The sequence below is a fragment of the Streptomyces pseudovenezuelae genome (genome assembly GCF_029892565.1).
Taxonomy (GTDB): domain Bacteria; phylum Actinomycetota; class Actinomycetes; order Streptomycetales; family Streptomycetaceae; genus Streptomyces; species Streptomyces pseudovenezuelae_A.
On sequence record NZ_JARXVH010000035.1, the window covers coordinates 18,488 to 42,187 of the forward strand.

The 23,700-nt window shown below is 71.2% G+C and carries 15 protein-coding genes and 3 pseudogenes; 10 read left to right on the forward strand and 8 right to left on the reverse strand.

Annotation, left to right across the window (positions count from 1 at the left end; genetic code table 11):
• A pseudogene (locus M2283_RS49010) lies at nucleotides 1-3,564 on the forward strand (type I polyketide synthase); the annotation flags it as partial.
• A gap of 294 nt (nucleotides 3,565-3,858) precedes the next feature.
• Here M2283_RS49010 and M2283_RS49015 read toward each other — a convergent pair.
• From M2283_RS49015 to M2283_RS49030, 4 genes and pseudogenes are all read right to left on the reverse strand, one after another.
• Nucleotides 3,859-4,173, reverse strand: a pseudogene (locus M2283_RS49015) (BlaI/MecI/CopY family transcriptional regulator); the annotation flags it as partial.
• Complete coding sequence (gene purF / locus M2283_RS49020) at nucleotides 4,170-5,591, reverse strand: amidophosphoribosyltransferase (protein WP_280883124.1); 1,422 nt, start codon at nucleotides 5,589-5,591, stop codon at nucleotides 4,170-4,172. The pseudogene M2283_RS49015 and the gene purF, both read right to left, overlap by 4 nt.
• Nucleotides 5,592-5,707: 116 nt before the next feature.
• Nucleotides 5,708-6,508: a thioesterase II family protein gene (locus M2283_RS49025; protein WP_280883125.1), complete on the reverse strand. Its 801-nt coding sequence runs from the start codon at nucleotides 6,506-6,508 to the stop codon at nucleotides 5,708-5,710.
• The gene (locus tag M2283_RS49030) at nucleotides 6,505-11,169 is read right to left on the reverse strand and encodes a non-ribosomal peptide synthetase (RefSeq protein ID WP_280883126.1); all 4,665 of its coding nucleotides are present in this window, start codon (nucleotides 11,167-11,169) and stop codon (nucleotides 6,505-6,507) included. The genes M2283_RS49025 and M2283_RS49030 overlap by 4 nt, the downstream gene beginning before the upstream one ends.
• Before the next feature lie 358 nt (nucleotides 11,170-11,527).
• Between M2283_RS49030 and M2283_RS49035 the strand changes: the two genes are divergently transcribed.
• From M2283_RS49035 to M2283_RS49070, 8 genes are all read left to right on the forward strand, one after another.
• Nucleotides 11,528-13,186, forward strand: a complete 1,659-nt coding sequence (locus M2283_RS49035; RefSeq protein ID WP_280883127.1) for a (2,3-dihydroxybenzoyl)adenylate synthase — start codon at nucleotides 11,528-11,530, stop codon at nucleotides 13,184-13,186.
• Between the two features lie 109 nt (nucleotides 13,187-13,295).
• Nucleotides 13,296-14,666: a salicylate synthase gene (locus M2283_RS49040; RefSeq protein WP_280883128.1), complete on the forward strand. Its 1,371-nt coding sequence runs from the start codon at nucleotides 13,296-13,298 to the stop codon at nucleotides 14,664-14,666.
• A gap of 52 nt (nucleotides 14,667-14,718) precedes the next feature.
• On the forward strand, nucleotides 14,719-15,348 hold the full coding sequence (locus M2283_RS49045) for a TetR/AcrR family transcriptional regulator (protein ID WP_280883129.1): 630 nt from the start codon (nucleotides 14,719-14,721) through the stop codon (nucleotides 15,346-15,348).
• 55 nt (nucleotides 15,349-15,403) lie between these two features.
• Nucleotides 15,404-15,793 (forward strand): BlaI/MecI/CopY family transcriptional regulator, encoded by a 390-nt coding sequence (locus M2283_RS49050; RefSeq protein ID WP_280883130.1) that lies wholly within the window; start codon nucleotides 15,404-15,406, stop codon nucleotides 15,791-15,793.
• A gap of 136 nt (nucleotides 15,794-15,929) precedes the next feature.
• Complete coding sequence (locus M2283_RS49055) at nucleotides 15,930-16,196, forward strand: MoaD/ThiS family protein (protein WP_280883131.1); 267 nt, start codon at nucleotides 15,930-15,932, stop codon at nucleotides 16,194-16,196.
• Between the two features lie 4 nt (nucleotides 16,197-16,200).
• Entirely contained in the window at nucleotides 16,201-17,040 is an 840-nt protein-coding gene (locus M2283_RS49060; protein ID WP_280883132.1) for an acyl-CoA thioesterase, read from the forward strand.
• A gap of 255 nt (nucleotides 17,041-17,295) precedes the next feature.
• The gene (locus M2283_RS49065; RefSeq protein WP_280883133.1) at nucleotides 17,296-19,011 is read left to right on the forward strand and encodes an acyl-CoA dehydrogenase family protein; all 1,716 of its coding nucleotides are present in this window, start codon (nucleotides 17,296-17,298) and stop codon (nucleotides 19,009-19,011) included.
• Nucleotides 19,008-19,346 (forward strand): hypothetical protein, encoded by a 339-nt coding sequence (locus tag M2283_RS49070; RefSeq protein WP_280883134.1) that lies wholly within the window; start codon nucleotides 19,008-19,010, stop codon nucleotides 19,344-19,346. The genes M2283_RS49065 and M2283_RS49070 overlap by 4 nt, the downstream gene beginning before the upstream one ends.
• Nucleotides 19,347-19,425: 79 nt before the next feature.
• Here M2283_RS49070 and M2283_RS49075 read toward each other — a convergent pair whose 3' ends face one another.
• From M2283_RS49075 to M2283_RS49090, 4 genes and pseudogenes are all read right to left on the reverse strand, one after another.
• Nucleotides 19,426-20,343, reverse strand: coding sequence for a M56 family metallopeptidase (locus M2283_RS49075; protein ID WP_280883135.1), 918 nt, complete (start codon nucleotides 20,341-20,343; stop codon nucleotides 19,426-19,428).
• Between the two features lie 57 nt (nucleotides 20,344-20,400).
• The gene (locus M2283_RS49080) at nucleotides 20,401-21,258 is read right to left on the reverse strand and encodes an AMP-binding protein (RefSeq protein WP_280883136.1); all 858 of its coding nucleotides are present in this window, start codon (nucleotides 21,256-21,258) and stop codon (nucleotides 20,401-20,403) included.
• Nucleotides 21,150-22,103 (reverse strand): AMP-binding protein, encoded by a 954-nt coding sequence (locus tag M2283_RS49085; RefSeq protein ID WP_280883137.1) that lies wholly within the window; start codon nucleotides 22,101-22,103, stop codon nucleotides 21,150-21,152. Before M2283_RS49085 ends, M2283_RS49080 begins: the two co-directional genes overlap by 109 nt.
• Before the next feature lie 155 nt (nucleotides 22,104-22,258).
• Nucleotides 22,259-22,810: pseudogene (locus tag M2283_RS49090) on the reverse strand (HAD-IC family P-type ATPase); the annotation flags it as partial.
• Nucleotides 22,811-22,825: 15 nt separating this feature from the next.
• On the opposite strand from M2283_RS49090, the gene M2283_RS49095 reads away from it, so the two are divergent.
• Nucleotides 22,826-23,692 carry an amidohydrolase family protein gene (locus tag M2283_RS49095; protein ID WP_280883138.1) on the forward strand — a complete coding sequence of 289 codons (867 nt, stop codon included), beginning with the start codon at nucleotides 22,826-22,828 and terminating at the stop codon, nucleotides 23,690-23,692.
• Nucleotides 23,693-23,700 lie beyond the last annotated feature (8 nt).

Here is a 23,700-nt window from a genome sequence, read left to right on the forward strand (position 1 = left end):
ATGACGGACGACGTGACGGATGAACAGCCCGAGGGCATCGCGGTCGTCGGTATGGCGGGACGGTTCCCGATGGCGCGTACGGTCACCGAGTTCTGGCGCAATCTGAGGGAGGGCAGGGAGTGTCTGGAGTCGCTGGACGACACCGAACTGCGCCGCCACGGCGTACCCGACTCCGTGCTGCGCGACCCCAGTTACATGCGGCGAGCCGGAACCCTTGATGGCATCGAGGAGTTCGACGCGGAGTTCTTCGGCTTCGCACCCAGCCTCGCCGCCACCATGGACCCGCAGTTGAAGCTGCTGCTCGAATGCTCCTGGCACGCGCTGGAGGACGCCGGCTGCGACCCGGGACGGCAGAGCGACGCGATCGGGGTGTTCGTCTCCGGGTCCGCGTGCGGCTACTACCCGTATCACGTGCTGTCCCGGCACAACCTGCGTGAACTGCTGGGTGCCGGTTCGTCGTCCGCGCAGATGTCCCTGTGGTCGGCGAACGACGTCAACTTCTACGCGACCCGCATCGCGCACGCCTTCGACCTGCACGGCCCGGCACTCAGTGTCCAGACGGCGTGCTCCAGCGCACTCACCGCCGTCCATCTCGCCTGCCAGAGCCTGCTGTGCGGAGAGTCCGACTTGGCGCTGGCCGGCGGCATGTCGGTCAAGGTGCCGCACCGTGTCGGTTATCTGCGCGACCTCGACTCGGTGATGTCGCCGGACGGCCACTGCCGGCCCTTCGACGCGAAGTCCGGCGGGACGGTCTTCACCAGCGGCGGGGGAGTGGTCGCACTCAAGCGGCTCAGCGACGCACTCGCCGACGGCGACGACATCCGGGCCGTCATCCGTGGCTCAGCCGTCAACAACGACGGCTCCCTGAAGATGGGTTACACCGCCCCCAGCGTCGAGATGCAGGCAGCCGTGGTCCGCGAAGCCCTCGCGGTGGCCGGCGTGGACCCGCGCGACGTGGGATACGTCGAGGCCCACGGCACCGGCACCGCACTCGGCGACCCCGTCGAAGTGGCCGCCCTGCGCCGGGCGTTCGGCGACCGGCCGGACGGCCCCTGGTGCGCGCTCGGCTCCGTGAAGGGCAACGTGGGGCACTGCGAGACGGCGGCCGGAGTCGTCGGGTTCATGAAAGCGGTCCTGTGCCTGGAGAACCGCATGCTCGTGCCCACCCTCCACTTCACCGAAGCCAACCCCGAACTCGAACTGGACGGCGGCCCCTTCCGTATCCAGGACACGCTGACCGACTGGTCCGGCGACCGACCCAGGCTCGCCGGGGTGACCTCGCTCGGCGCGGGCGGCACCAACGTGCACGTCGTGCTGGAGGAAGCGCCGGAACGCGCCGTGCCGCCCTCCCGCTCCGACCCCCAGGTACTGGTGCTGAGCGCCCGCACCGAGCGTGCCCTCGCCGAGGCGGGCGAGCGCCTCACCCACCACCTGCGTGAGCGGCCCGGCACCGACCTGGCCGACACCGCGCTCACCCTCGCGGAGGGCCGCCGCCCGTTCCGCTACCGCCGAGCCGTCGTAGCCCGGCACGCCGAACATGCCGTGACGGCCCTCGCCCGGTCCGACAGTCCGGTCACCGACAGCGCGGCGAACGGCGAACTCCCCGCCGTACTGCTGCTGTTCTCCGCGGCGAAGCAGGGCCGCGTACGGACGGCATCGGGGCTCCACGGAACGGATCCGCTGTTCACGGAGGCCTTCGACGCCTGCGCCGAACTCTTCTCCAAAGAGCTCGGTGCCGAGTTCGGGGACGACTTGCGACAGGACCCGGAGGTGGCGCGGGCGGTGCAGACGTTCTGCACGCAGTACGCGTTCGCTCGCGCACTGGAGGGGTGGGGAGTGCGACCGGCCGCCGTTGCCGGCGACGGCGTCGGCGAGTACGTCGCCGCTCAACTCGCCGGAGTGATGGGCCTGGAGGACGCGGTACGGGTCGTGGCCGGACGTGAGCCTGCGGACCCGGTCCGAGGAACGCCGACGCTGCCCGTCCTGTCCGCCCGGGCCGGCGGACGGCTGACGTCGGCCGAGGCGAGCGACGCCGGCTACCTGTTCGTCGATGTCGATGAGGGCGCCGACGGCCCCGAGGCCTTCCGGGAAGCCCTCGGCCGGCTGTGGGCGCACGGAGTCCCGGTGGACTGGGCACCTTTGCGTCCTGGACGACGCCGGACCTCGTTGCCGGGATACCCCTTCCAGCGGTCGAGGCACTGGATCGACTCGGCGTACGCGGAGTCAGGGGAGTCAGGGCAAGCAACGGAGGCGCCCTCGGCCCACGCGACGGGCACGACGGAGCAGGTCCTCTCCACCCTCTGGTCCGACGTCCTCGGTATCGACACGATCGAGCCCGACGACGATTTCTTCCTGCTCGGTGGCGACTCCGTGATGGCCGCCCAGGTCGCCGGCCGCGCGCGTTCGGCGGGACTGCGGTTCAGCCCCCGTGCCCTGTTCCAGAACCCCACCCTGCGGACGTTGACCGAAGCGGTGGGGCCCGGCGAGGGGACTGTGGCGGCTCCCGTCCCGTTGCCCGCGAAGGAGACAATCGGAGATGAACTCCCCCTGGTCCCCGCCCAGTTGGAGCTGGTGGCCGACTCCGCCGTACTGTCGGACCTCGATGTTCCGTTGGCCTTCCGGGTCGGCGACGGCATCACCGCCGAGCTGCTCGACGAGGCGCTCGCGCACGTGGTGGACCATCACGACGCGCTGCGCGTGGAGTTGGTCGAGCGGTCGGGGATGTGGGAACACCGCCGGGTGCCCCCGGTCGGGTCCCTGCTGACCGTCGTGCCGTGGGAGGAAGACGGATCGACGGACCCTGCTGCGACCGTCGAGGCCGCGACGGCCGAACTGCGCCGCCGTCGTGCTCCGGGAAGGCGTGCCGTGCTGGAAGCGGCGCTCGTCGACGGTGGGCCGGACGGTGGCCGTCACCTGGTGTTGCTGGTCCATGCCGCGGCGGTCGACATCACCGCGCAACGCCTCCTCGCCGAGGACGTGACCACCGCCTGCCGCCAGCTCCTGACCGGAGGGCCGGTCAACCTGCCCGCCGGCAGCACCACGTGGCAGACCTGGTCCGACTGCCTGACGACCTGGGCCCTCGACGACGCCGTACTGCTCGAACGGCCCTTCTGGCTGGACCTCGTGCGCCGCGTCGGCACCCGGCCCGCGTTCCCGGCGCCACCGTCCACCGGCCCGGTACGCCTGCTGCGCAGCACCGTCGATCCGACGCTGACGGGCTCGCTCCGAACGGTCCAGCGGCAACAGCGCATGGGGCCGGGCGCGTTGGTGCTCGCCGCGGTGTGCGGGGCACTCACCGAGAAGACGGACGGCGAGGGCACGCTGATCGACATCGTGGGCAGCGCACGCGACGGGGACTTTCCCGGCATCGATCTCAGCCGGACCGTGGGGCGCTGCACATCGACGTACCCGCTCGTCGCGGGCGCCCACCGCGACGACCCGGCGCGCCTGCTGAGTGACACGCGTGAGGCGCTCGACGGCATCCCGTACCACGGGGTGCACTACGGCGTCCTGCGCCACCTTCATCCGCAGACCGCCGAAGCCCTGCGGCGGCTGCCCACGGCGGAGGTGACCTTCACGGACGGTGGGACACGCACCGCCGGGCCGGCCGACGGCCGCAGGACGCCGCTCCAGGCGGTACCGCTGAGCGACGTCCCGCAGGGAGAGCCCGCCCTGGCCCGCGGCCACGCACTCGACGTGCGCACCTACCGGCAGGCCGGCCGGATCCACATCGACTGGTGGTACGACGAGACACGCTGCGGGCCGGACGCGGTACGGGAACTGAACGACCGGGCCCTCGCGCTCCTAGGACGATTCACGCAGTAGCGCGGAGCCGTCGACGGCCAGGCGCAGCTGAGCCCGCAGCGCGGGATCGGCATACGCCTGGTCGACGAAGTGGGCCACCGCGTCGGGCCCGAAGCTGGTGAACACTTTTCGTACGGCGAGGCCCACTTCGTCCCGGCAGGTGGCGCGGTAGACGTACTGGCGCCCGTTGCGCTGACGTGCGGCGGCACCGTTGTTCACGAGCCTGGTCAGTACCGTCAGGACGGTGGTGTACGCGAGGCGGTCCTCGCGTTCCGTGTTGAGCTGCTCCTGCACCTCGCGTCCGTGCAGGGGACGTCCGGCCGCCGAGAGGAGATTGAGAACTCGGATCTGTAGTGAAGTACCCATCATTTCCCTCCGGTTGGCTGCTGCAGGAATGCCGGGTCCGGGAGGTCCACCTCGGTGGGGAACCGGCCGTCGAGACACGCGGTGCAGTACGTGTCCGGGGCGCCGTCGACCGCGTCGAGCAGGGCCTCCAGCGGAAGGAACTCCGCGCTGTCGCAGCCGAGATGCCCGGCGAGCCGGTCCGGCAGGACCTGGGCGCCGAGCAGTGTGTCCCCGCGCCCGGTGTCGATGCCGTAGAAGCACGGCCAGCGGTGCGGCGGGGACGCGATCCTCAGGTGGACGGCGGCGGCTCCGGCCGCGCGGAGCATGGCGACGACCGCGTTCATGGTGGTGCCCCGGACGAGCGAGTCGTCCACGAGGACGACCTCGCGTCCCGCGACGGCGGCCGGGACGGCGGAGAGTTTCTGCCGGACGGCCGCCTCCCGGCCCACCCGGTCGCCCGTGATGAAGGAGCGGCCCACGCCCTCGTGCCGCAACAGCCCCTGTACGACGGGCAGTCCGGTCTGTCTGGCGTAGCCGTCGGCGGCCACCCGGGCCGTGTCGGGCACGGCCACCACCACGTCGGAACCCGGCGGTGGTGGCGCGTACCGGGCCAGGGCCCGCCCGGCCGCGTACCGTGCCTCGTACACGCTTCGCCCGTCGATCCTGGAGTCGGCGCGGGCGAAGTACACGTGCTCGAACACGCACGAGGCACGCCGGACAGCCGGCACGTCCAGGCGGCTGCTGTGCATCCCGACGGCGTCGGCCTCCAGGACCTCGCCGGGCTCCAGTTCGCGGAAGAGCGTCCCACCCACCGCGGCGATCGCGGCGGACTCCGAGGCCAGCAGCCAGGTGTCGTCGAGTCGGCCCAGGCAGAGCGGACGGAACGCCTGCGGATCACGCACTCCGTACAGCCGGCGGCCGTCGGTGAGTACCAGGGAGTACGCGCCGGTGATGCGCGGCAGAACGAGGTGGAGGGCCTTGAACAGGCTGACGCCGTGGTTCTCCATGGCGGCCGCGAGGAGGTGGCCGAGGACGGCGGTGTCGGTGGCATCGGCCGAGACGCCCAACTCGGTCCGGGCCTTTGCGGTGTTGACGAGTGTGCCGTTGTGCGCGAGAGCGAGCGGGCCGCCGGGACCGTCGAGGACGACGGGCTGCGCCAGTTCGCCGTCCGGGTCCGGGCCGCCGGACGTCGCGTAGCGCACATGTCCGATGGTGCCCAACGTGCCGTGGGGCAGGTGTAGTTCGGGGTTAGGGAAGACATCGGTCACGCGTCCGGGGCCGGTCCGGCACTCGATGCCGGCTTCGCCGCACACGGCGATTCCGGCGCTCTGCTGTCCGCGGTGCTGGAGGGCCATCAGCAGGCCGCGCACGGTCCGTGCGGCCGGGCCCCAGGCGCCGGCCACGCCGCAGGACTCGCGGGGTTTGGCGAGCGGGTCGTTCACCGGGTACCGCCGTCGTGTTCCGGCTCGTCCTCGTAACCGTCGTTGTCGAGCCCGCTCACGCGTCCTCCATGAAGTAGTCCGTCCTCTGACTTGAGCCGTACGCGGCAGTGGTGCTGTCAGGGCGTCGAGGCGGGGTCGCCGCGGTGACCGCTCCGCATGCCGAGTGCGGTGAGCAGGTAGGCCACCAACTCGGAGCGCCGCTCGGTGAGATAGAAGTGGCCGCCTTGCATGACGCGCAGTGTGAAGGTGCCAGTGGTGGCCGCCTGCCAGCCTTCGGCGAGCCGGCGGGGCACCTCCGGATCATGGCTGCCGACGACGGCCGTCGTGGCGCAGGACAGTGGCGGGCCTGCCCGGTAGCGATAGCCCTCGATCAGCCGGTAGTCGCCGCGTATCGCGGGCAGCAGGGTGGCGCGGATCTCGGGGTCGTCGAACAGCGCCGAGTCCGTGCCGCCGAGCCGGGCCAGTTCCCTGACCAGGGTGTCGTCGTCCCGTGGGGGACCGAGGGCCGGAGCGGCCGAGAAGGGGGCCGGTCGTGCCGAGAGGAACAGATGCCGCACGAGACCGGAGGACCCGCGGTTCAGGCGGCGCGCGACTTCGAAGGCTACGGACGCTCCCATGCTGTGCCCGAAGAGCACCAGCGGTACGTCGGCGACCTCGGCGACCGCCTCGGCCAGCGGGTCGGCCAACTGATCCATGCGGTCCAGGAGAGGTTCGTCGAGACGGTCGTCGCGTCCCGGGTACTGGACGGCCATCAGCTCGATCCCGGTGGGGAGTTCGCGCAGCCAGGGGTAGAAGAAGCGGGCCGAGCCGCCGGCGTGCGGGAAGCAGACTAGGCGCAGTCGGGGGCGGCGCCTGGGCCGGGGGCCGCGCAGCCACTGCTGGGCGAGTCCGGTGGCCCCGGATGTCGTGCCGGTCATCGGTCCGCCCCTTCCCCGTCCACCTGCCGCAGCCGTTCGGCGACTGCGGCGAGAACCGGTCGGCGCACCATGGTCCGCAGGAGTTCGTCGAAGGAGAACGCGCCCGCCTCCGGCAGCTCCCGGCGGAGCCGGCCGATGAACTGGGCGACGAGCAGGGAGTCCCCGCCCAGTTCGTAGAAGTTGTCGTCGCGGGCGACCGTGTGCACCGAGAGCAACTCCTCCCACATGCCGGCCAGACGCCTCTCCAACTCGTCCAGGGGCGGCGCCGAGCGCATCGCGTCCTCCGGGCGGCCGTCGGCGACCCAGGACAGGACGGTCTTGCGGTCGACCTTGCCGTTCGCGCTCAGCGGGAGTTCCTCGACCGTCTCGATGTGGGCCGGGATCATGTACTCGGGGAGCTGCTCGGCGAGATGGTCGCGCAGGTCCTCCAGGTCGATGTCGGCCCGGTCCCGTTTGAAGGTGGCCGCGATCAAGTGCTGCCCGAACGAGGCGAGTTCGCCGTCCCCCTCCGGGAGGACCAAGACGGCCTGCGCTCCCGCCCCGGTGAGGAGCGCGCGCCACTCGTCCACGTCGAAGAAGGTCTGGTCGCGGCCCCGCCTCTGGTCCGCGAAGTCACCCTCGGCGTCCGGTGCCGCACCGTCGAGCTGGATGAGGAACTCCATCCAGGTCATCAAGTCGGGCCGGTCCACGGTGAGTTCGGTGAGTACCAGCCAGCCGCCCGGAGCGAGCAGCTCCCGCAGTCCGCCGAGCACGGTGTCGATGTCCCGGGCGTTGTGGAGCGCGTTGGCGATCACGATCAGGTCGAAGCTCTGCGGCCGGAACCCCTGGGCGCGGTAGTCGGTGTTGAAGTCGAACAGGCCGTGCCGCACCCAGGGTTGGGCGGCGAAGCGGGCGCGCGCCTCGTTCAGGAAGAAGTGCGACACGTCGGTGAAGAGGTAGTCGGGTTCCATCCCCGGAGCCCCCGCGGCGGCGGGAAGCACCGCGACCATCTGGTCCGTCGTCGCACCGACCCCGGCCCCGACCTCCAGGACGCGCAGGGGTCGGCCGGGTGCGGTCCCCGCGGCGAGTGCGCCGGCGAGTGCCGCCGTAGCACGGTTGAGATACCGCATGATCGCGTTGTCCGCGTACAGGGCCCGCGCGGACTGCGGTTTGCCGTCGGGGAACAGCAGTCGTACCTGGTCCAGTTCCCCGCGCAGCAGTTCCGGCAGCCGTCGCATGCTCGTGGTGAGCAACTCCAGTACGGGCGCGGTCCACAGCGGCTCGCAGCCCTCGGTCTCCAGCCGGCGCAGTTCCTCGTCGAGGACCCGCGCGTCGGCCGGCAGCAGATCCAGATAGCGGCCGGAGTCGGGATCGCGGCGCACCAGACCTTCTTTCTCCAGCGCCACGAGCCAGCGGCGTACGACCCGGTGGAACCGCGGTGGCACGCCCGCGCGGCGCAGCACCTGCGTCGCCGTCGGCGCTTCGGCGTCCGGGGGGAAGGCGCCCAGCGCGCGCAGGGCCGCCGCCATGGCGGTGAACGCCACATGGTTCAGCCGCTGTTGCTCCGCACGGACACGGGAGAGCTCGGACCGGGCGGCGGCTCGCGTGCCGGCCAAGTGGGCCGCCTCGGCCAGTTCCCGAGCCATTTCGGCCGCGACCGATGGTTGCGTGACGCGGCTGCCGGTCACGACGGCGGCGATGCGCCGGTTCGTGGCGGTCGAACCGTCGACGACTACCGCGGTGGTACCGACCTCCGGGTAGGAGAGCAACGCGGCCTCGATCTCGGCGAGTTCGATCCGATGACCGCGCACCTTGACCTGGGAGTCCTCGCGGCCCAGGAACTCGATGGTGCCGTCCGGGAGACAGCGGCCCAGGTCGCCGGTGCGGTAGAGGCGTTCGCCCGTGCCTGGACGGGTGACGAACCGTTCGGCGGTGCGTCGCTCGTCTCCCAGGTAGCCCATGGCGACACCGACACCGCCGATCCACAGCTCGCCGGGGACCAGTTCGGGGCGCGGGCGCATGGCGTCGTCCAGGACGTGGAAGGTCTGGTTGGCCAGCGGCTTGCCGTAGGGGATGCTGCGCCAGTCGGCGGGGACCTCGCCGATGGGATGGTAGATCGACCAGATCGCTGCCTCGGTGGCACCGCCGAGGCTGATCAGTTCGAGGCCGGGACAGCGACGGCGTACCGCGTCGGGCAGGGTCACGGGGATCCAGTCGCCCGACAGCAGGGCGAGCCGGAGCGTGCTCAGATCGAGGGCCGGTTCGCTCTCCGCGAAGTGCTGGAGCATCTGGAGCTGGGCCGGTACGGAGTTCCACACGGTGACACGGTGCCGGGTGATCAGCTCGGCCCAGTGCGAGGGGTCGCCGCGGCGTTCCGGGTCCGGCAGGACGAGACAGCCGCCGACACCCAGCACGCCGAAGACGTCGTACACGGAGAGGTCGAAGCCCAGTGCGGCGAGGGCGAGTCCACGGTCCTCGGAGGTGACCTTGAACCTGTGGTTGATGTCGGTGACGGTGTTGACCGCGCTCCGATGGCTGATCATCACCCCCTTCGGGCGGCCGGTCGAGCCGGAGGTGTAGATGACGTACGCCAGGTCCTCGCCGCTCGCCGTCGCTTCGGGCAACGGTGTCCCGAGGGCGGCGGGTTCCAGGGCGTCGACCTCGACGGTGTTCAGTGCGGCCGGGAAGTGCTCGAAGGCGGCCGACCAGGAGTGGGTGAGGAGTTCGCGCACCCCGGCGTCCGTGAGCATGACGTCCCGGCGGGCCGGCGGCTGGTTGGTGTCCACGGGCAGATACGCGCCGCCCGCGAGCAGAATGCCGAGGACGGCGACGACCTGCTCCCAGCCCTTGTCCAGGACCACGGCGACCGGCTCGCCGGTGCGTATGCCCCTGGCGCGCAGCACGTCGGCCACCGTGAGGGCGCGGCGCAGGAGTTCGTCGTAGCTCATCCGCTCGTTGGTGCCCCAGCGCAGGGCGGTGTCCTGCCCGTGGCACCGCGCCGCCTGGACCACGGCGTCGTGCAAGAGCTGTCCGGTCTCGGGGGTCGCGGTGTCGTTGACCCGGTTGCGGGTGGCGCGCTGGCGCTCCGGCAGGAGTGCGGGAACGGGGGCCGACCAGGCGCCGTCGGTGGTGGCGAGCGCCCGCACGAACTGTCCGTACGCGTCGAACATGGCGTCCAGCACGCCGTCCGGGAACAGCTCCTCCGCGGCGTCCCAGGCGAGCAACAGGCCTTCGGCGTCCTCGTACACCTGGTGGTCGAGCCACACCTGCGGGGTCTGCGAGATCATCCAGCCGAACTCGCCGAGGCTGCTGCGGAACCGCTCGTCGACGAACTCGGAACCGAGATTGCTGGCGAACACCACCGGGGCGGACGCCCGGTCACCGGGCCGGGCCCGTGCCAGGTCCCGCAGCACCTCGACCGCGGAGTACTCGGCATGCGCGGCGTCGCCCTGGAACTGCGTCTGCAGCCGTCGGGCGTGCTCCCTGAACGGCAGGCCGTCCGAGGTGTCGGCCGTCACCAGGACGAGATTGGTGAAGTCGGCGACCAGGTCACCCACTTCGGGGTGCAGCGGCTGCCGGTCGAAGAGCGGCAGATTGAGCACGAAGCGCCGCTGCGCACTCCAGGCACCGAGCACCTCGGCGTAGGCCGCCGCCAGCGCCATGGCGGGGGTCACCCCACAGGCACGGGCCCGCTCGGCGAAACCCCGCCACGCGTCGGGCGCCAGCCGGGTGAAACGGCGCGTGAACCGGGGCCGCTCGACCAGGTCCGGGTCCACGGCCAGCGGCAGCGCGGGGCCACCCGGCAGCTCGGGGAGACGTTCCCGCCAGTAGGCGCGGGCGCGCTCGCGGGACGAACTCCGTTGCGCGGAAAGGTCGTTGAGATAGCGGGGGAAGGAGTACGCGGGACCGGACGCGGCGGTGCCCTCGGCATAGTGCCGGGCCATCTCGGCGAGCAGGTGCTGGATGCTGAGGACGTCGGCGACGAGCAGGTCGATCCCGAAGTGGATGCGCGTCTCGCCGCCGGGGCGCAGGGACAGTTGGACGTCGAGGACATGGCCGGCGGCGACGTCGAACCGCCGGTGCGAGAGCCGCCCCCGGACCTGGCGCAGTGCCTTCTCCGCCGCCCCCGGCGACAACCGCCGGAAGTCGTGCACGGTCAGGCCCGGCCAGGGTGAGACGGCCGCCACCCGTTGTGTACCGTCCTCCAGGAAGCGCGCCCGGAGCATCCCGTGGCGCGCGATGAGGGCACGCACGGCCGACTCGAGGCGGGTGGCGCGCACGTCACGGCCGTCGAACTCCATATAGGCGTGGCAGCCGTTGCCGCCCAGCGACTGGCCGTCCGCGCGCCCGATCCAGTACGCCTGCTGCACCGGCGTCAGCGGGAAGGCGGCGTCCTCGTCCGGGCCGCCGGTACATCGGTCGGCCTCCGGCGGGCGGGCGACGGAGAGGTGTTGTTCCAGGAGCCGGGTCCAGGCGGCGACGGTCGGTTCCTTGGCCAGTTCCGCGTAGTCGACCTCTGCCCCGGCGGAGCGCCAGCGCCCGACGAGAGCCATGGTGCGGATCGAGTCGAGCCCGTGCGAGATCAGGTTGTCCGTGTCCCCCACCGTCTCCGGTGGGATACCGAGTACTTCGGACAGGGCCTCGCGGATCTTGCGCGCTACAGCGGGTGCGGGGTGCGTCATCGCTGTCCTCTCTCGGGGTCTCACCGACTGATTTACCGGCGATTCGGGAAGGGCGATTACGGGAAATTTTCAGGAATTAGAAAGCTGGCTTTTGTTGTCTCTCAAGCGAACTCAACGTAAAACATCGTGCGTGCACACCGAAAGGGGAGTGGCCGAAGAGGTAGTACCCGGTAGGGGTATGTCGGGCGTGTCCGAAGTGTCTATTCATAACCGGGCAAACAGCTTAGCGGTTTGGAGTGTGCTTTACTTAAACATTATCTTTACGTTATTGACTTCAGGTGTTCTCCTGGATCAGATTCTTTACATCTGCGTAAGTGTTTGAAGTTCCTGAGAATCTCGATTTTAGGGTGTGAATCCTGTGGACGTGGTTCCTTGGCCGGAGGAATTGGTGGAGCGGTATCGGCGGGCCGGCCACTGGCAGGGGCGGCCGCTGGGAGAGCTGCTGCGCGAGCGGGCGCGCGAGCACCCAGACGCCCCGGCTCTGCTCTCCGACGGCCTGTCGTGGAGCTATGCCGAACTGGACGAGCGCGGCGACCGGCTCGCCGCCGGTCTCGTCGACCTGGGGGTCCGTCCCGGAGACCGGGTGGTCGTCCAACTCCCCAACATCCCCGAGATCCTGCCGTTGCTCATCGCCCTGTTCCGCCTGGGCGCCCTGCCCGTGCTCGGGCTGCCCGCCTACCGCGCCAGCGAAGCCGTCCACCTCTGCCGCAGCACCGACGCCGTCGCCTACGTCGTACCCGACACGGACCCGGACACGGGCTTCGACTACCGCGAACTCGCCGCCGAGGTGCGGGCGAAGGCCCCCTCGCTGCGCCACGTGCTGGTCGCCGGTGAGCCGGGGCTGTACACCCCCTTGCGCGAGGTCGACGCCGCTCCACGGCCGCTGCCCGCGCCCGCGGCGGGCGATCCGGCGGTGCTGCTGGTGTCCGGCGGTACGACGGGGCTGCCCAAGTTGATCCCGCGCACCCACGACGACTACTTCTACAACCTCCGCGCCAGTGCCGAGGTCTGCGGGCTCCACGAACGCAGCGTCTACCTCGCCGTCCTGCCCATCGGCCACAACTTCCCGCTGGCCTGCCCCGGCGTCCTCGGGGTGCTCCACGCCGGCGGCACGGTCGCCCTGTGCCCGTCACCGAGCCCGGAGACCGCGTTCGCCGCGATCGAACGGTTCCGGGCGACCGTGACGGCCGTGGTGCCGCCGCTGGCCGCGCTCTGGTCCCAGGCCGTCCGATGGAGTGCCGCCGACATCGGCAGCCTCGAACTCGTCCAGGTGGGCGGCGCCCGGCTCTCCCCGGACGCGGCCCGGCTCATCGGCCCCGCCCTGGGCTGCGAACTCCAGCAGGTCTTCGGCATGGCGGAGGGCCTGCTCAGCTACACACGCCGCGGCGACGACGCGGAGACCGTCGCCACCACCCAGGGCTTCCCGCTCAGCCCCGACGACGAGATACGCGTCGTCGACGCGGCAGGCGAGGACGTACCGCCCGGTGCGGTCGGCAACCTGCTCACCCGGGGCCCGTACACGCTGCGCGGCTACTACCGCGCCCCCGAGCACAACCTCCGGGCCTTCACCGCGGACGGCTACTACCGCACCGGCGACCTGGTCAGACTCACCGCCGAAGGCCGACTCGTCGTCGAGGGCCGGGAGAAGGACCTGGTGAACCGCGGCGGCGACAAGATCTCCGCTGACGAGCTGCAGAACCATCTGCGTGCCCACCCCGCCGTCCTGGACGCCGCCGTCGTGCCCGTCCCCGACCTCTATCTGGGTGAGCGGACCTGCGCGTGCCTGCTCCTGCGCGACGGCCACGACGAGGCCCCCGACCTCACCGCCTTCCTCCACGACCGAGGCCTCGCGACCTACAAGATCCCCGACGTGGTGCGGATCTTCGACGCCTTCCCGCTGACCAGCGTCGGCAAGGTCGACAAGCGTGAACTCGCCCGTGCCGTCACCCCGAAAACGGATGCGACGGCCTCGGAGCTCCGCCCCGGCGATCCCGGCGCGGGCACCCGCTCCCGTTGATCCCCCGGCGGGTCGCCGGCCCCGGCGATCCCGAGGCCGCCCCGCCGGGTGATCGCACCGTGCCGAGCGCTCCGACCCGATCCGATCACCCTCAACCTCAAGGACGGCCATGACCGAACGGCAGCGCTACCTCGAAATCACCGTGCCGGTTCCGGGCGACCCGATGCTCCACGCGGCGCGCCTCGCCCGCCACGGACCGCATGAGCAGTACGTCGTGTACGAGCGCGCGGGCGAGTGGTGCTACGCGGCGGGCGCCGAGGCCGAACTCACCCTCTTCCCCGACCGCGTCGACCTCCGCACCGGCACGGAACACGTCTCGACCCCGTGCGGGGACGAACCCCTGCGGCAGGTCCACCTGACGCTCGACAAGCTGCCGTTCGACGGCTGGCGCGCCTACGGCTGGGCGTCGTTCGAGCTGTCGTACACACTGGCCGGCCGGCCGGAACAACAGGCCGCCGGGCCGGCCGAGGACCTGCTGATGCATCTCGTCGTGCCCGCGGTAGAGGTGCGGGTCAGGTCCGGGGAGGCACTGATCCGATGTACCGACCCGGCCATGGCGGACAAGATCCGTCGCCTGCTGGCCGACCCCGATGCCGAACCGGTGCCTGCGCCCGCCCTCCGCGTCGACATCGTCGGTAGCGGCAGGGAGCCGTACCAGGCCGCCGTCTCCGCCGCGGTCTCCGCCATCCGCGGCGGTGAACTGCACAAGGTCATCCTCTCCCGGACCGTCGACGTGGACCAGGAGATCGACCTGATCGACACCTACGTGACCGGACGCCGGGCCAACAACCCGGCCCGTTCCTTCCTGTTGCGCCTCGGCGGCATCGAGGCCGCGGGGTTCAGCCCGGAGACCGTGGTGGAGGTCGGCGCGGACGGCGCGGTCTCCACCCAGCCGCTCGCCGGCACCCGGGCACTGACCGGAGACGCCACCCAGGACGAGCGGCTGCGCCTCGAACTGCTCGCGGACCCCAAGGAGGTGTACGAGCACGCGATATCCGTGCAGGTGGCCTGGAACGAGATGACGGCGGTGTGCGCGCCGGGATCGGCCAGGGTCGAGGAACTGATGGGGGTGAAACAACGGGGCAGCGTCCAGCACCTGGCCTCCCGCGTCACCGGCCGGCTCGCCGAACGGACCGAGGGACCCTGGCCGGCTCTGGCCGCCGTCTTCCCGGCCGTCACCGCGTCCGGCGTGCCCAAGACGGCCGCGTACGAGGTGATCCGCCGTCACGAGTCCGAGCCCCGGGGCCTGTACAGTGGCGCGGTCCTGATGGTGGGCAGCGCGGGCGACCTGGACGCGGCCCTGGTCCTGCGCACGGTCTACCGCAGAGGTGGCCGCACCTGGCTGCGCGCCGGGGCGGGCATCGTCGGGGAGTCGCGCCCGGAGCGTGAGTTCGAGGAGACCTGCGAGAAGCTGCGCAGCGTGTCACGCCATCTCGTGCCGGCCGACGGCGCGAGCGACGCCCCCTCCGGGACGACCTGACGCGGGGAGCCACCCGGGACCGGGCAGCGGAGCGTTGTCGTAGACTCCCCGCATGCCTACGACCCCCAGCCGCCCCGCGCAGGGCGGTGCGGCGCGGACGGCGGGCGGCCCGTCGGGAGCCCCGCGCAGGCGTGCCGACGCGGAGCGGAGCATCGTCTCGATCGTCGCCGCCGGTCTTGAGTGCTTCCGCGAGGATTCCCAGGCGAGCATGACCGCCGTCGCGCGTGCCGCGGGGGTCAGCCGGGTGACGCTCTACTCGCACTTCCCGTCGCGTGAGGCGCTGTTCGAGGCCGTGCTGGCCTACTCCGTCAACGAGGCGGACAAGGCGCTGGAAGCCCAGGAGCTGGACGTCGGCCCCGCCGACGAGGCGATGGCCCGCATGGTGCATTCCTGTTGGCGGATCCTCGACCAGCACTCCTTCCTGGTGACCGCCTCCGAGGGCCTCGTCGGCGAGCCGCGCCGGCGCCGGCAGCACCGTACGGTGCTGGACCGCGTCGACCGCCTCATCGCCCGCGGGCAGGAGGAGGGCGTCTTCCGCACCGACCTGCCCCGTACCTGGCTGGTCACCGTCTTCTACAGCCTGCTGCACACCGCGACCGGGGAGACCGGGGCGCGGCGGCTGCGGGCGGGAGAAGCAGCGTCCGTGCTGGAGCGCACCTTGCTCGCCGCGCTGCGCAAGTGAGCCGGTGCCGTGCCCTGTCGCTATCATCGCGGGGCACGGTTGGGGAGGTCGGGCGATGTGGAATCTGGGCAGTCTGGAGGCCGAGGTGATGGACCTGATCTGGTCCGCCACCGAACCGGTGTCCGTCCGTGACGTGACCGGACAGATCAACGCCTCCCGGGCTCAACCCCTCGCGTACACCACGGTGATGACCACGATGTTCAAGCTCTTCCGCAAGGGGTGGCTGGAGCGCGACAAACGCGGAAAGCAGTTCGTCTACGCCCCGGTCGAGGCCCGGGATGCCTGTGTCGCCCGGCTTATGACACAGGTCCTGGGGAGCAGCGCCGACCCCGAAGTGGCGCTGCTGCACTTTGTCGAAGGGCTCGGCACGGAGCGGTCGACGGCACTGCGTTCCGCTCTGCACCGGCTGCCCGACGCCGACGAGCCCGAGACCGACCTTCCGTAACTCTTACAGAATCGTTCGACTTGTTGTCCTGGTCGCGATGACCCCCTAACCTGAACAGTGTTGTTCGTGTTCATGGGTGCGGGGGAGGTGCGTCCGTGAGTGCAACGCTGTGCTGCGCGCGCCCGGAGGCCGGGCGATGATCGTCAAGGTGAGGGGCGTCCTGCTCCGGTTCACCAACTACGAGAACGAGATCGAGATCGGCGGCCGTACCGTCCGCGACGGCCTGGTCGCGCTGACCAACCGCTATCCCCACCTCGGCGAGGTGTTGCTGGACCGCGAGGGCAACGTGCGGGCCACCCATCTCATCGCTCTCAACGGCGAACAGCTCGCCCGGGAGGAACTGGACCGGGAGGCCACCGAGGACGACAGGGTGGACATGGTCACCGCGGTGTCCGGAGGCTGAGCCGATGCCGCGCAGCTCCACCTACGAGGTCGTGCTCGACGCCGGCCTCTTCACCCCGACGCAACTGCAGGCCACCGCCGTCGGACGACTCGGGTTCCAGGCCGGAACCCGCTGGATGCGCGACCACGTCGGCAGCCACCGCACCCTGGTTACCAGACACCGCGTCGGATTCGTGCTGTGGGCCTGGGAGTTGGAGTACGACAACACGCTGCGGTTCGTGGACGCCGACGAGGCACGAGTGGACGTCCGGGCACGGGTGCGCGGACCCCGGTCCTCGCAACTGGAGGTCGAGACGACGATCTCCGGACCGGCCGGTGTCGCGGCACGGACCCGCGCCGCCTCGGTACCACTGCGGCTCGCCGGCGACCGGGCGCTCTCCGGTACCCCGGCGGGGCTGCCGGAGAAACTCGTCGCCGCCTTCCGGGACGACGAGAACGAACGCTCGCCGCACCGGTCCCAAGTGCCCGCACTGCGGGCCGAGTTGGAGCGGAACGGCGAACGGCTCACGCCGGACCCGACCGACCTGCCGACGTTCCGCGTCCACCGCCATCACTGCGAGGTGGCCGACCAGTGGTACTGGGCGGAGTCCATCGGCTTCGCCGGCGGCGCCCGGGAGGAATGCGTACGACGGCACGGCAGGAGCACCCCCGAGCTGCGCCGCGCGCTGGCGGAGGGGATCCGCCGGATCGACGCGATGTGGCTGCGCTCCGGCCAACTGTGGGACCTGCTCCAGGTCCGCACCACCGCGTACCGACACGGCGCGGACATCGCCTTCGTCCACGAACTGGGACTCGCCGAGGACGACGGCGGCGGACCCCACGCGATCGTGGTGGAGCGCACATGACCACCACGGAAGGCCAGTTGGCGACATCGTTCGACCCGGCGGCGGAGTTCGAGCGGCGGCTCGGCTGCCCCTTCGACCCCGACACCGGTATGTCCCTGGCCGGCGGCGTGCGCGCGGACGAGGCGGAGACCGAACCCACCGCGGCCTACGAGGCCGCCTGGGCGGCCGGACTGCACGAGCACATCGTGCCCGTCTCCGAAGGCGGCCGACTCGCCACCTTCGAGTCGCTGCTGGGCGTGGTGCGCGCGGTGTCGCGTGCTGATCGACACCACGGTCGAGATCACCGAGGTGATCCTGTCCAGTGGCAAACGGGAGTTGACCGACCGCTACATCCCGGACCTCGTGGCCGGCCGACGCTACGTGGCGCTGGGCGCCTACGAGAGCAGGGACCCCTACGACTACGAGACCGTCGCCCGGCCCACGGGCGACGAGTGGATCCTGAACGGCACCAAGAACTTCGTCACCGGCGGCCCCTTCGCCGATCTGTTCGTCCTGTTCGTACGCGACGCGGTGTCCAACGACATGCTCGCGTTCGTGGTCGAGAAGGACGATCCGGGCGTGACGGTGACACCTCTGGAGACCATGGGCCTGCGCACCATGGGCCTGGCCCAGGTGATCCTGCACGAGGTGCGCCTGCCCTCATGGCGGCTGATGTGGCGTGCGGACGCGCTCAGCGAGCTGAACACCTATGCGCGCGGGCGCCGCACGATGACCGGCTGCGGCATTCTCGGCGCATTGGAGAGCGTCGTCGACAACTGCGTGGAGTCGCTGTCCGAGCGCAGGCGCAGCGGGCGCCGGGTGCTCGACCACCCCAACGTCGAGCGCTCCATCGGTGAGATGCGTGTGCTCCTCCAGGCCGCGCGCGCGAGCGTCTACCGGGCGCTGGACGGCACCCGTGCAGCGGGCCGCGACCCGTACTTCGACGAGTTCGCCACCGTGGCGAAACACCACGCGGCGGAATGCGCGCTGCGCATCGGCCAGTTGGTGATGAACCTCCAGGGTGGCGAGGGCTACATCTCCGCGTTCCCATGGGAGCGGTTCGTCCGTGACATCACCGGCATGATCGGCGGCCAGGGCTCCCAGGAACTCCTCCTCATCCAGATGGGACAGCGCACGATCGTCGGCCTGGAGGGCGAGCGGGTGCGCGCGGATGCCCCCGAGCGCGGCATCGCCGTACTGTCGGACTCCTGGTGGGCACTGCACGCGGCGGAAGCCGTCGCGCACGACGACAACGCCGGGCAACTCACCCATGCCGTACGCGAGGTGGTGTCGGCGGCCGGGCTCGACCCCTCTGACACGGGAGCCGCCGGCCGGGGCGGCGAACTGACCGCGCTGCTCGACCGTGCCCACGCGCTCCTGACCACCGTACGGTCGGGGCGGATGCCCGAGACGATGCCGCGCGGACCGGCGGGCCTCTTCACCGGACGGCTCGCGGCGGCGGCCACGGGCGCGTGGTCGCCGCTGGCCTGCGGTGTCGCCCAGGAGACCGGACTACTCGCCCGGCTGCTGCAGCCGTGCACGCTTGAACAGGCGGCCGCAGACCTCCCCGTGGAGTTCACGCGGGGACTCCTGGATATCCTGGCGGGCGCCTCGGTGGTGCGGGTGGACGGCGACGGCCGCCACACCGTCGACCCGGGACTGGAGCGGGTACTCATGGGGGCCCGCGCACCTCGGCGTTCGCCGCACGAGTACGGCGCGCACTGGCCGGGGGAGCGCTGTTGCGTGCCGCCGAGCCGGGTACGGGACACGAACCCGCGCCCGGCCGCGGTGACGAGGCGTCAGCGCTCGCGGACGTGCTGGTCAACTCCCTGCTCGGACGGCTGGAAGGGCTGTCGGCGCTGCTCACCGGCGCGGGCGCGCGCATCGGCTGCGCGGCCGACGACGACGGCCGGTCCGCAGTCGTGCTGGCACGTCACGTCCCGTTCGTGCCGGTGCTCGCCATGGAATCGCGACGGGTGCCCGCGGCGGTGACCGAGGACGTTGACGTGCAGGTGAGGGTCACCGACCTCGCGGGCTTCGAGAAGGGCGATCAGCTCGGTCTCGTCTGGTTGCCCGTCGCCGGACTGCCCGCCGACGTCCTGCGCCGGGCCGTCACGGCCGCCGAGCAGGCGTTGACACCGGGCGGGTGGATCGTCCTCCCTTGCCCACTGCTCCCCAAACGCCCGATCGGTGCCGCGGTCGCACGTCTCGGCCTCGCCCTCGCGGGCGGAGCGGCGTGGACGGCGGACGAGTTGGAAGACATACTGCGGGCCGCATGGGAGGACGCCGCCCTCGGCATCCGGCTGATCGCGGCACGACGGCCGTAGGCCGCGGCGACTGGCGAAGGCGCTCCGGAGCACCCGTCGATCTCGACGAGTGCTCCCGCCCCGCTGGCCGGCGTCCTGGTCAACAGCCGCCTGTCCACGCCCATATGGTGATCAGCGGGAGCGGACCGATCGCGGCGAGGAAACCGGCCATGGCCGTCATCGCCTGACATGACCTGGTCGTGGGTATCCGGCGCAGCCGATGGATGCGTTCGGGGATCCTGCCGTCGTCCGTCCGCTGCGCGGCCGGCGTGCCCGTAGCCGCGGCCAGGACGCGCAGGGCCCCGACCACGACATCGGAACGGCAGTGCCGTGACGCACGGTCGTCCGCGGCCAGTTCGATGAGCCGGGCGACGGCGGGGCGGGCCAGTCCGAACAGCGGCACGTGCGGGAACGCCCGCGCGAGAGACGTGGTCACGGCCGTCAACAGGTGGTGACGGCCCAGCAGATGGGCCCGTTCGTGCTCGACCACGGCGGCCCCCTCGCCCGGGGTGAGCCGACTGAGCGCACCCGAGGTGATCACCACGCGGCCGCCCCGTGTGGGTACGCAGTACGCGGCCGGAGCCGCATGCTCCAGGACCAGGGCGGCCAGCCCCGGAATCGGGCGGGCCAGCATGTCGAGCGCCGCGACATGCCCGCGCCACCCCTTGCGCAGTCGCCGCAGCGCGCGCCCGCCGACGAAGGCGGCGCGCAGCACGGCGGCGGCTCCCCACCCCGTTGCCGCCAGGCAGACGATCGCGACGAGCCGGCTCAGGGCGGGGGAGGAGAGGGGCTCCACACAGCACCTCAGCACGGCGCCGCCCGCCGAATGCCGGAGCACATGCCGTGCTGTCATCAGGACGGCGGCGACCGCGGCGGCCGACACCGTCACCACCAGAACCATCCACACGGCCAACGCCGACTGGGGAAAGCGCGACGGCCACGCTGCCCGGGACAGCGGCCGGGGCACCCCGACGGCACACACGACGAGACAGCCGATCAGCAGCGCGAAGCGGGTCATTGCTCAGTACCTTCGGTAGGGGCGGGCCGGCGTGGGACAGAGGCCGAAGACCTGTTCCTAGGACTTGCCTCCGCCGCGGACCGCCTGCCAGCGCGCGAGTTCTTCGAGTTCACCGGCCAGGTACTGCCGCCGGGTCAGCCAGCGCTGCACTTTTCCGCTCGATGTCTTGGGGATCGTCCGTGGCCGCACCAGGACGACGCCGTACGGCGGAACGCTCAGCTCCATCGAGACGGTGCGCCGGATGCTGTCGACGGACGCCGCGTACTGCTCCTCGCCGCCCGGATCGGCCTCGTAGACCAGCACGAGCCGCTCGGTAGCCCTCTCGTCGTCCTCGACGGCGAACGCGGCACCGCAGTTGCGTCGGATCCCGGCGACCGACGACTCGCAGACCCGCTCGATGTCGACCGGATGGTGGTTGCGTCCGTTGATGACGATCAGGTCCTTCATACGCCCGGCCACGAACAGTTCGCCGTCGAGGAGGAATCCGAGGTCGCCGGTGCGCAGGTAGGGGCCCTCCCCGGTCGAGGTTCTGGCGCCGAAGGTGGCGGTGGACTCTTCGGGTCGGCGCCAGTAACCACGGGCGACGCTCGGGGAGTTCACCCAGATCTCGCCCACCGCTCCGTCGTCCAGGGGTTCGTGGGAACCTGGGTCCACGATCAGTAGCCGGGTGTCCGGGCCCGGGCTACCGCAGCCGACCAGCGACCGTGACGCATCGGCGGGCTCGGCGGGCCGGGCGATGCCCTCGACTTCGAGCGGGTCCCGGGCGACGGACACCGAACGCCATCCGCCCAACCGTGTGCCACGGGTCACGAACAACGTCGCCTCCGCGAGCCCGTAGCACGGGTAGAACGACTCGGCCCGGAAACCGCACTGTCCGAAGCGTTCGACGAAGCGGGTGAGCGTCTCGGCGCGCACGGGCTCGGCGCCGGTGAAGGTGAGTTCGACACGCCGGACAGGTCGAGCCCGCTGACATCGATGTCGGTCGCGCGCCGCACGCACAGGGCGTAGGCGAAGTTCGGGGCGCCGATGATCGTCGAGCGGTAGCGGGAGACCATGGCCAGCCACGACAGGGGACGCCGCAGAAACGTCACCGGCGACATCAGCGTCACCGGTATGCCGGAGTACAGCGGGGTGAGGATGCCGCCGATCAGCCCCATGTCATGGTACGGAGGCAGCCACAGGCCGCCCGAACTGTCCTGGTGAATCCCGAACCCGCGGGCGATCTCACGGCAGTTGTCGACCAGTTGTGTTTGGGTGAGCATCACGCCGCGCGGCAGCGACGTCGATCCCGAGGTGTACTGCAGCAGCGCCGGCGCATCCGGCCGGGACAGGGGCGTCGACGCGGCCCCCTCGCTGACGTCGACGACGTCGGTCGCGACCGTACGAGGGGTGCGGTCGCCGAGCGCGGTGGCGAGCCGGTCCTCCACGAACGGCGCGATGTCCGAGGTGGTCAGGACGACGTCCGAACCGGCGTCCTCGATGATGGCGGCGAGGCGGGGCATCGTGCGCGCGAGCCGTGCCGGGTCGGGCGGGAAGGCGGGGACCGCCGGCACGCCCGCGTAGAAACAGCCGAACAGGCCCGCGAGATAGTCGAGGCCGGGCGCGAACAGCAGGAAGGCCGGTTCGCGCCGTCCCCCGGTGGCCGTCATGATGCGGGCCGCGACCGCGCGTGCCCGCGCGTCGAGTTGGGCGTACGTGATCTCGACGGCCGACTCGTCGTCGGCGACGAACCGGTACGCGACGACATCGGGCGAGCGCATTGCCCTCTCAGCCAGTATCCGCGCGAAGCTCCCGACAGTGTGCTCGTTCAAAGCCGTCAACCCCCGTGCTTTCCCCCGTTCGTGAGCAAGACCAAACAGTGTTGCAAGGTTTATCGCCGAGGGTCAATGCCGAGTCGGCCGAGCGTGCGGGCGGTTCAGCCCGCGGTGCGGAACGAGCGCAGGCGCAGGGAGTTGCCGACCACGAAGACCGAGGAGAAGGCCATCGCCGCTCCGGCGATCATCGGATTGAGTAGGCCGGCCGCGGCGAGCGGCAGCGCGGAGACGTTGTAGGCGAACGCCCAGAACAGGTTGGAACGGATGGTGCCGAAGGTCCTGCGGGCCAGCCGGATGGCGTCGGCCGCGGCACGCAGGTCACCGCGCACGAGCGTCAGGTCACCCGCTTCGATCGCGGCGTCCGTACCCGTGCCCATGGCCAGCCCCAGATCCGCCTGGGCCAGGGCGGCCGCGTCGTTGACGCCGTCGCCGACCATCGCCACCGAACGGCCCTCGCCCTGAAGGCGCTTGACGACGTCGACCTTGTCCTGCGGCAGCACCTCGGCGATGACGTCCTCGGGCGCGATGGCGACCTCGCGGGCGACGGACTCGGCCACGGCCCGGTTGTCGCCGGTCAGTAGCACCGGAGTCAGGCCGAGCGCGCGCAGCCGGGTGATCGCCTCGGCACTCGTGTCCTTCACCGCGTCGGCGACGAACGCCTGGCGCGGATGGACGCCGCTGGTGTGGACCTGCAGGTCCTGTCCATAACGACACCCGGCACCCAGCCCCTGCCGGCCGCCGAAGCCGTCCCGCTGGCTCGCGACGCGAACGACTCTCCCGCCGACGCGGTGAAGCGCCGACCCGACCGCCTCGCCGCGTTCGCCACGCTGCCGACCCCCGATCCGCAGGCCGCGGCGGACGAACTGGAACGCTGTGTCACCCGACTCCACCTCGTCGGTGCCATGCTGTTTCCGCGCACCGGCGAGGCCTACTTCGACCACGACATGTTCCGGCCCGTGTTCGAAGTCGCCGCCCACCTCCAGGTACCGCTCTACATTCACCCTGCGTTGCCGCCCAAGCCGGTGCGCGACGCCTACTTCAGCGGATTCGACGACTTCACCAACATGGTCCTCGCCGCCGGCGGCTGGGGCTGGCACGCAGACGCCGGCCTGGCCACGCTCCGGCTCATCCTGGCCGGCACGTTCGATCGCCACCCGGATCTGCAGATCATCCTGGGGCACTGGGGTGAAATGCTCGTGCCGTTCGCCGATCGCGCCGACCTGCTCAGCGCGGCGAGGACACATCTGCAGCGGCGAGTCCTCGACTACATCACAGCTAACCTCAACGTCACCGCCGGCGGCATCTTCAGCCACCGCATGCTGGCCCAGGCGCTCGACGTGCTCGGACCGGACCGCGTGATGTACGGCGCCGACGACCCCTACGGCGCGGCCGGGTACACGAGCACCACCGGCGCACCGGAGTTCGTGGACACCGCCCCGATCAGCGCGCCGGACAAGACGAAGCTCGCTCGCCTGAACGCAGAGCGGCTCCTCCTCGGGCACCATGCGGCTGACCCGAACCCAGCGCAAGCATAGGTATCTCC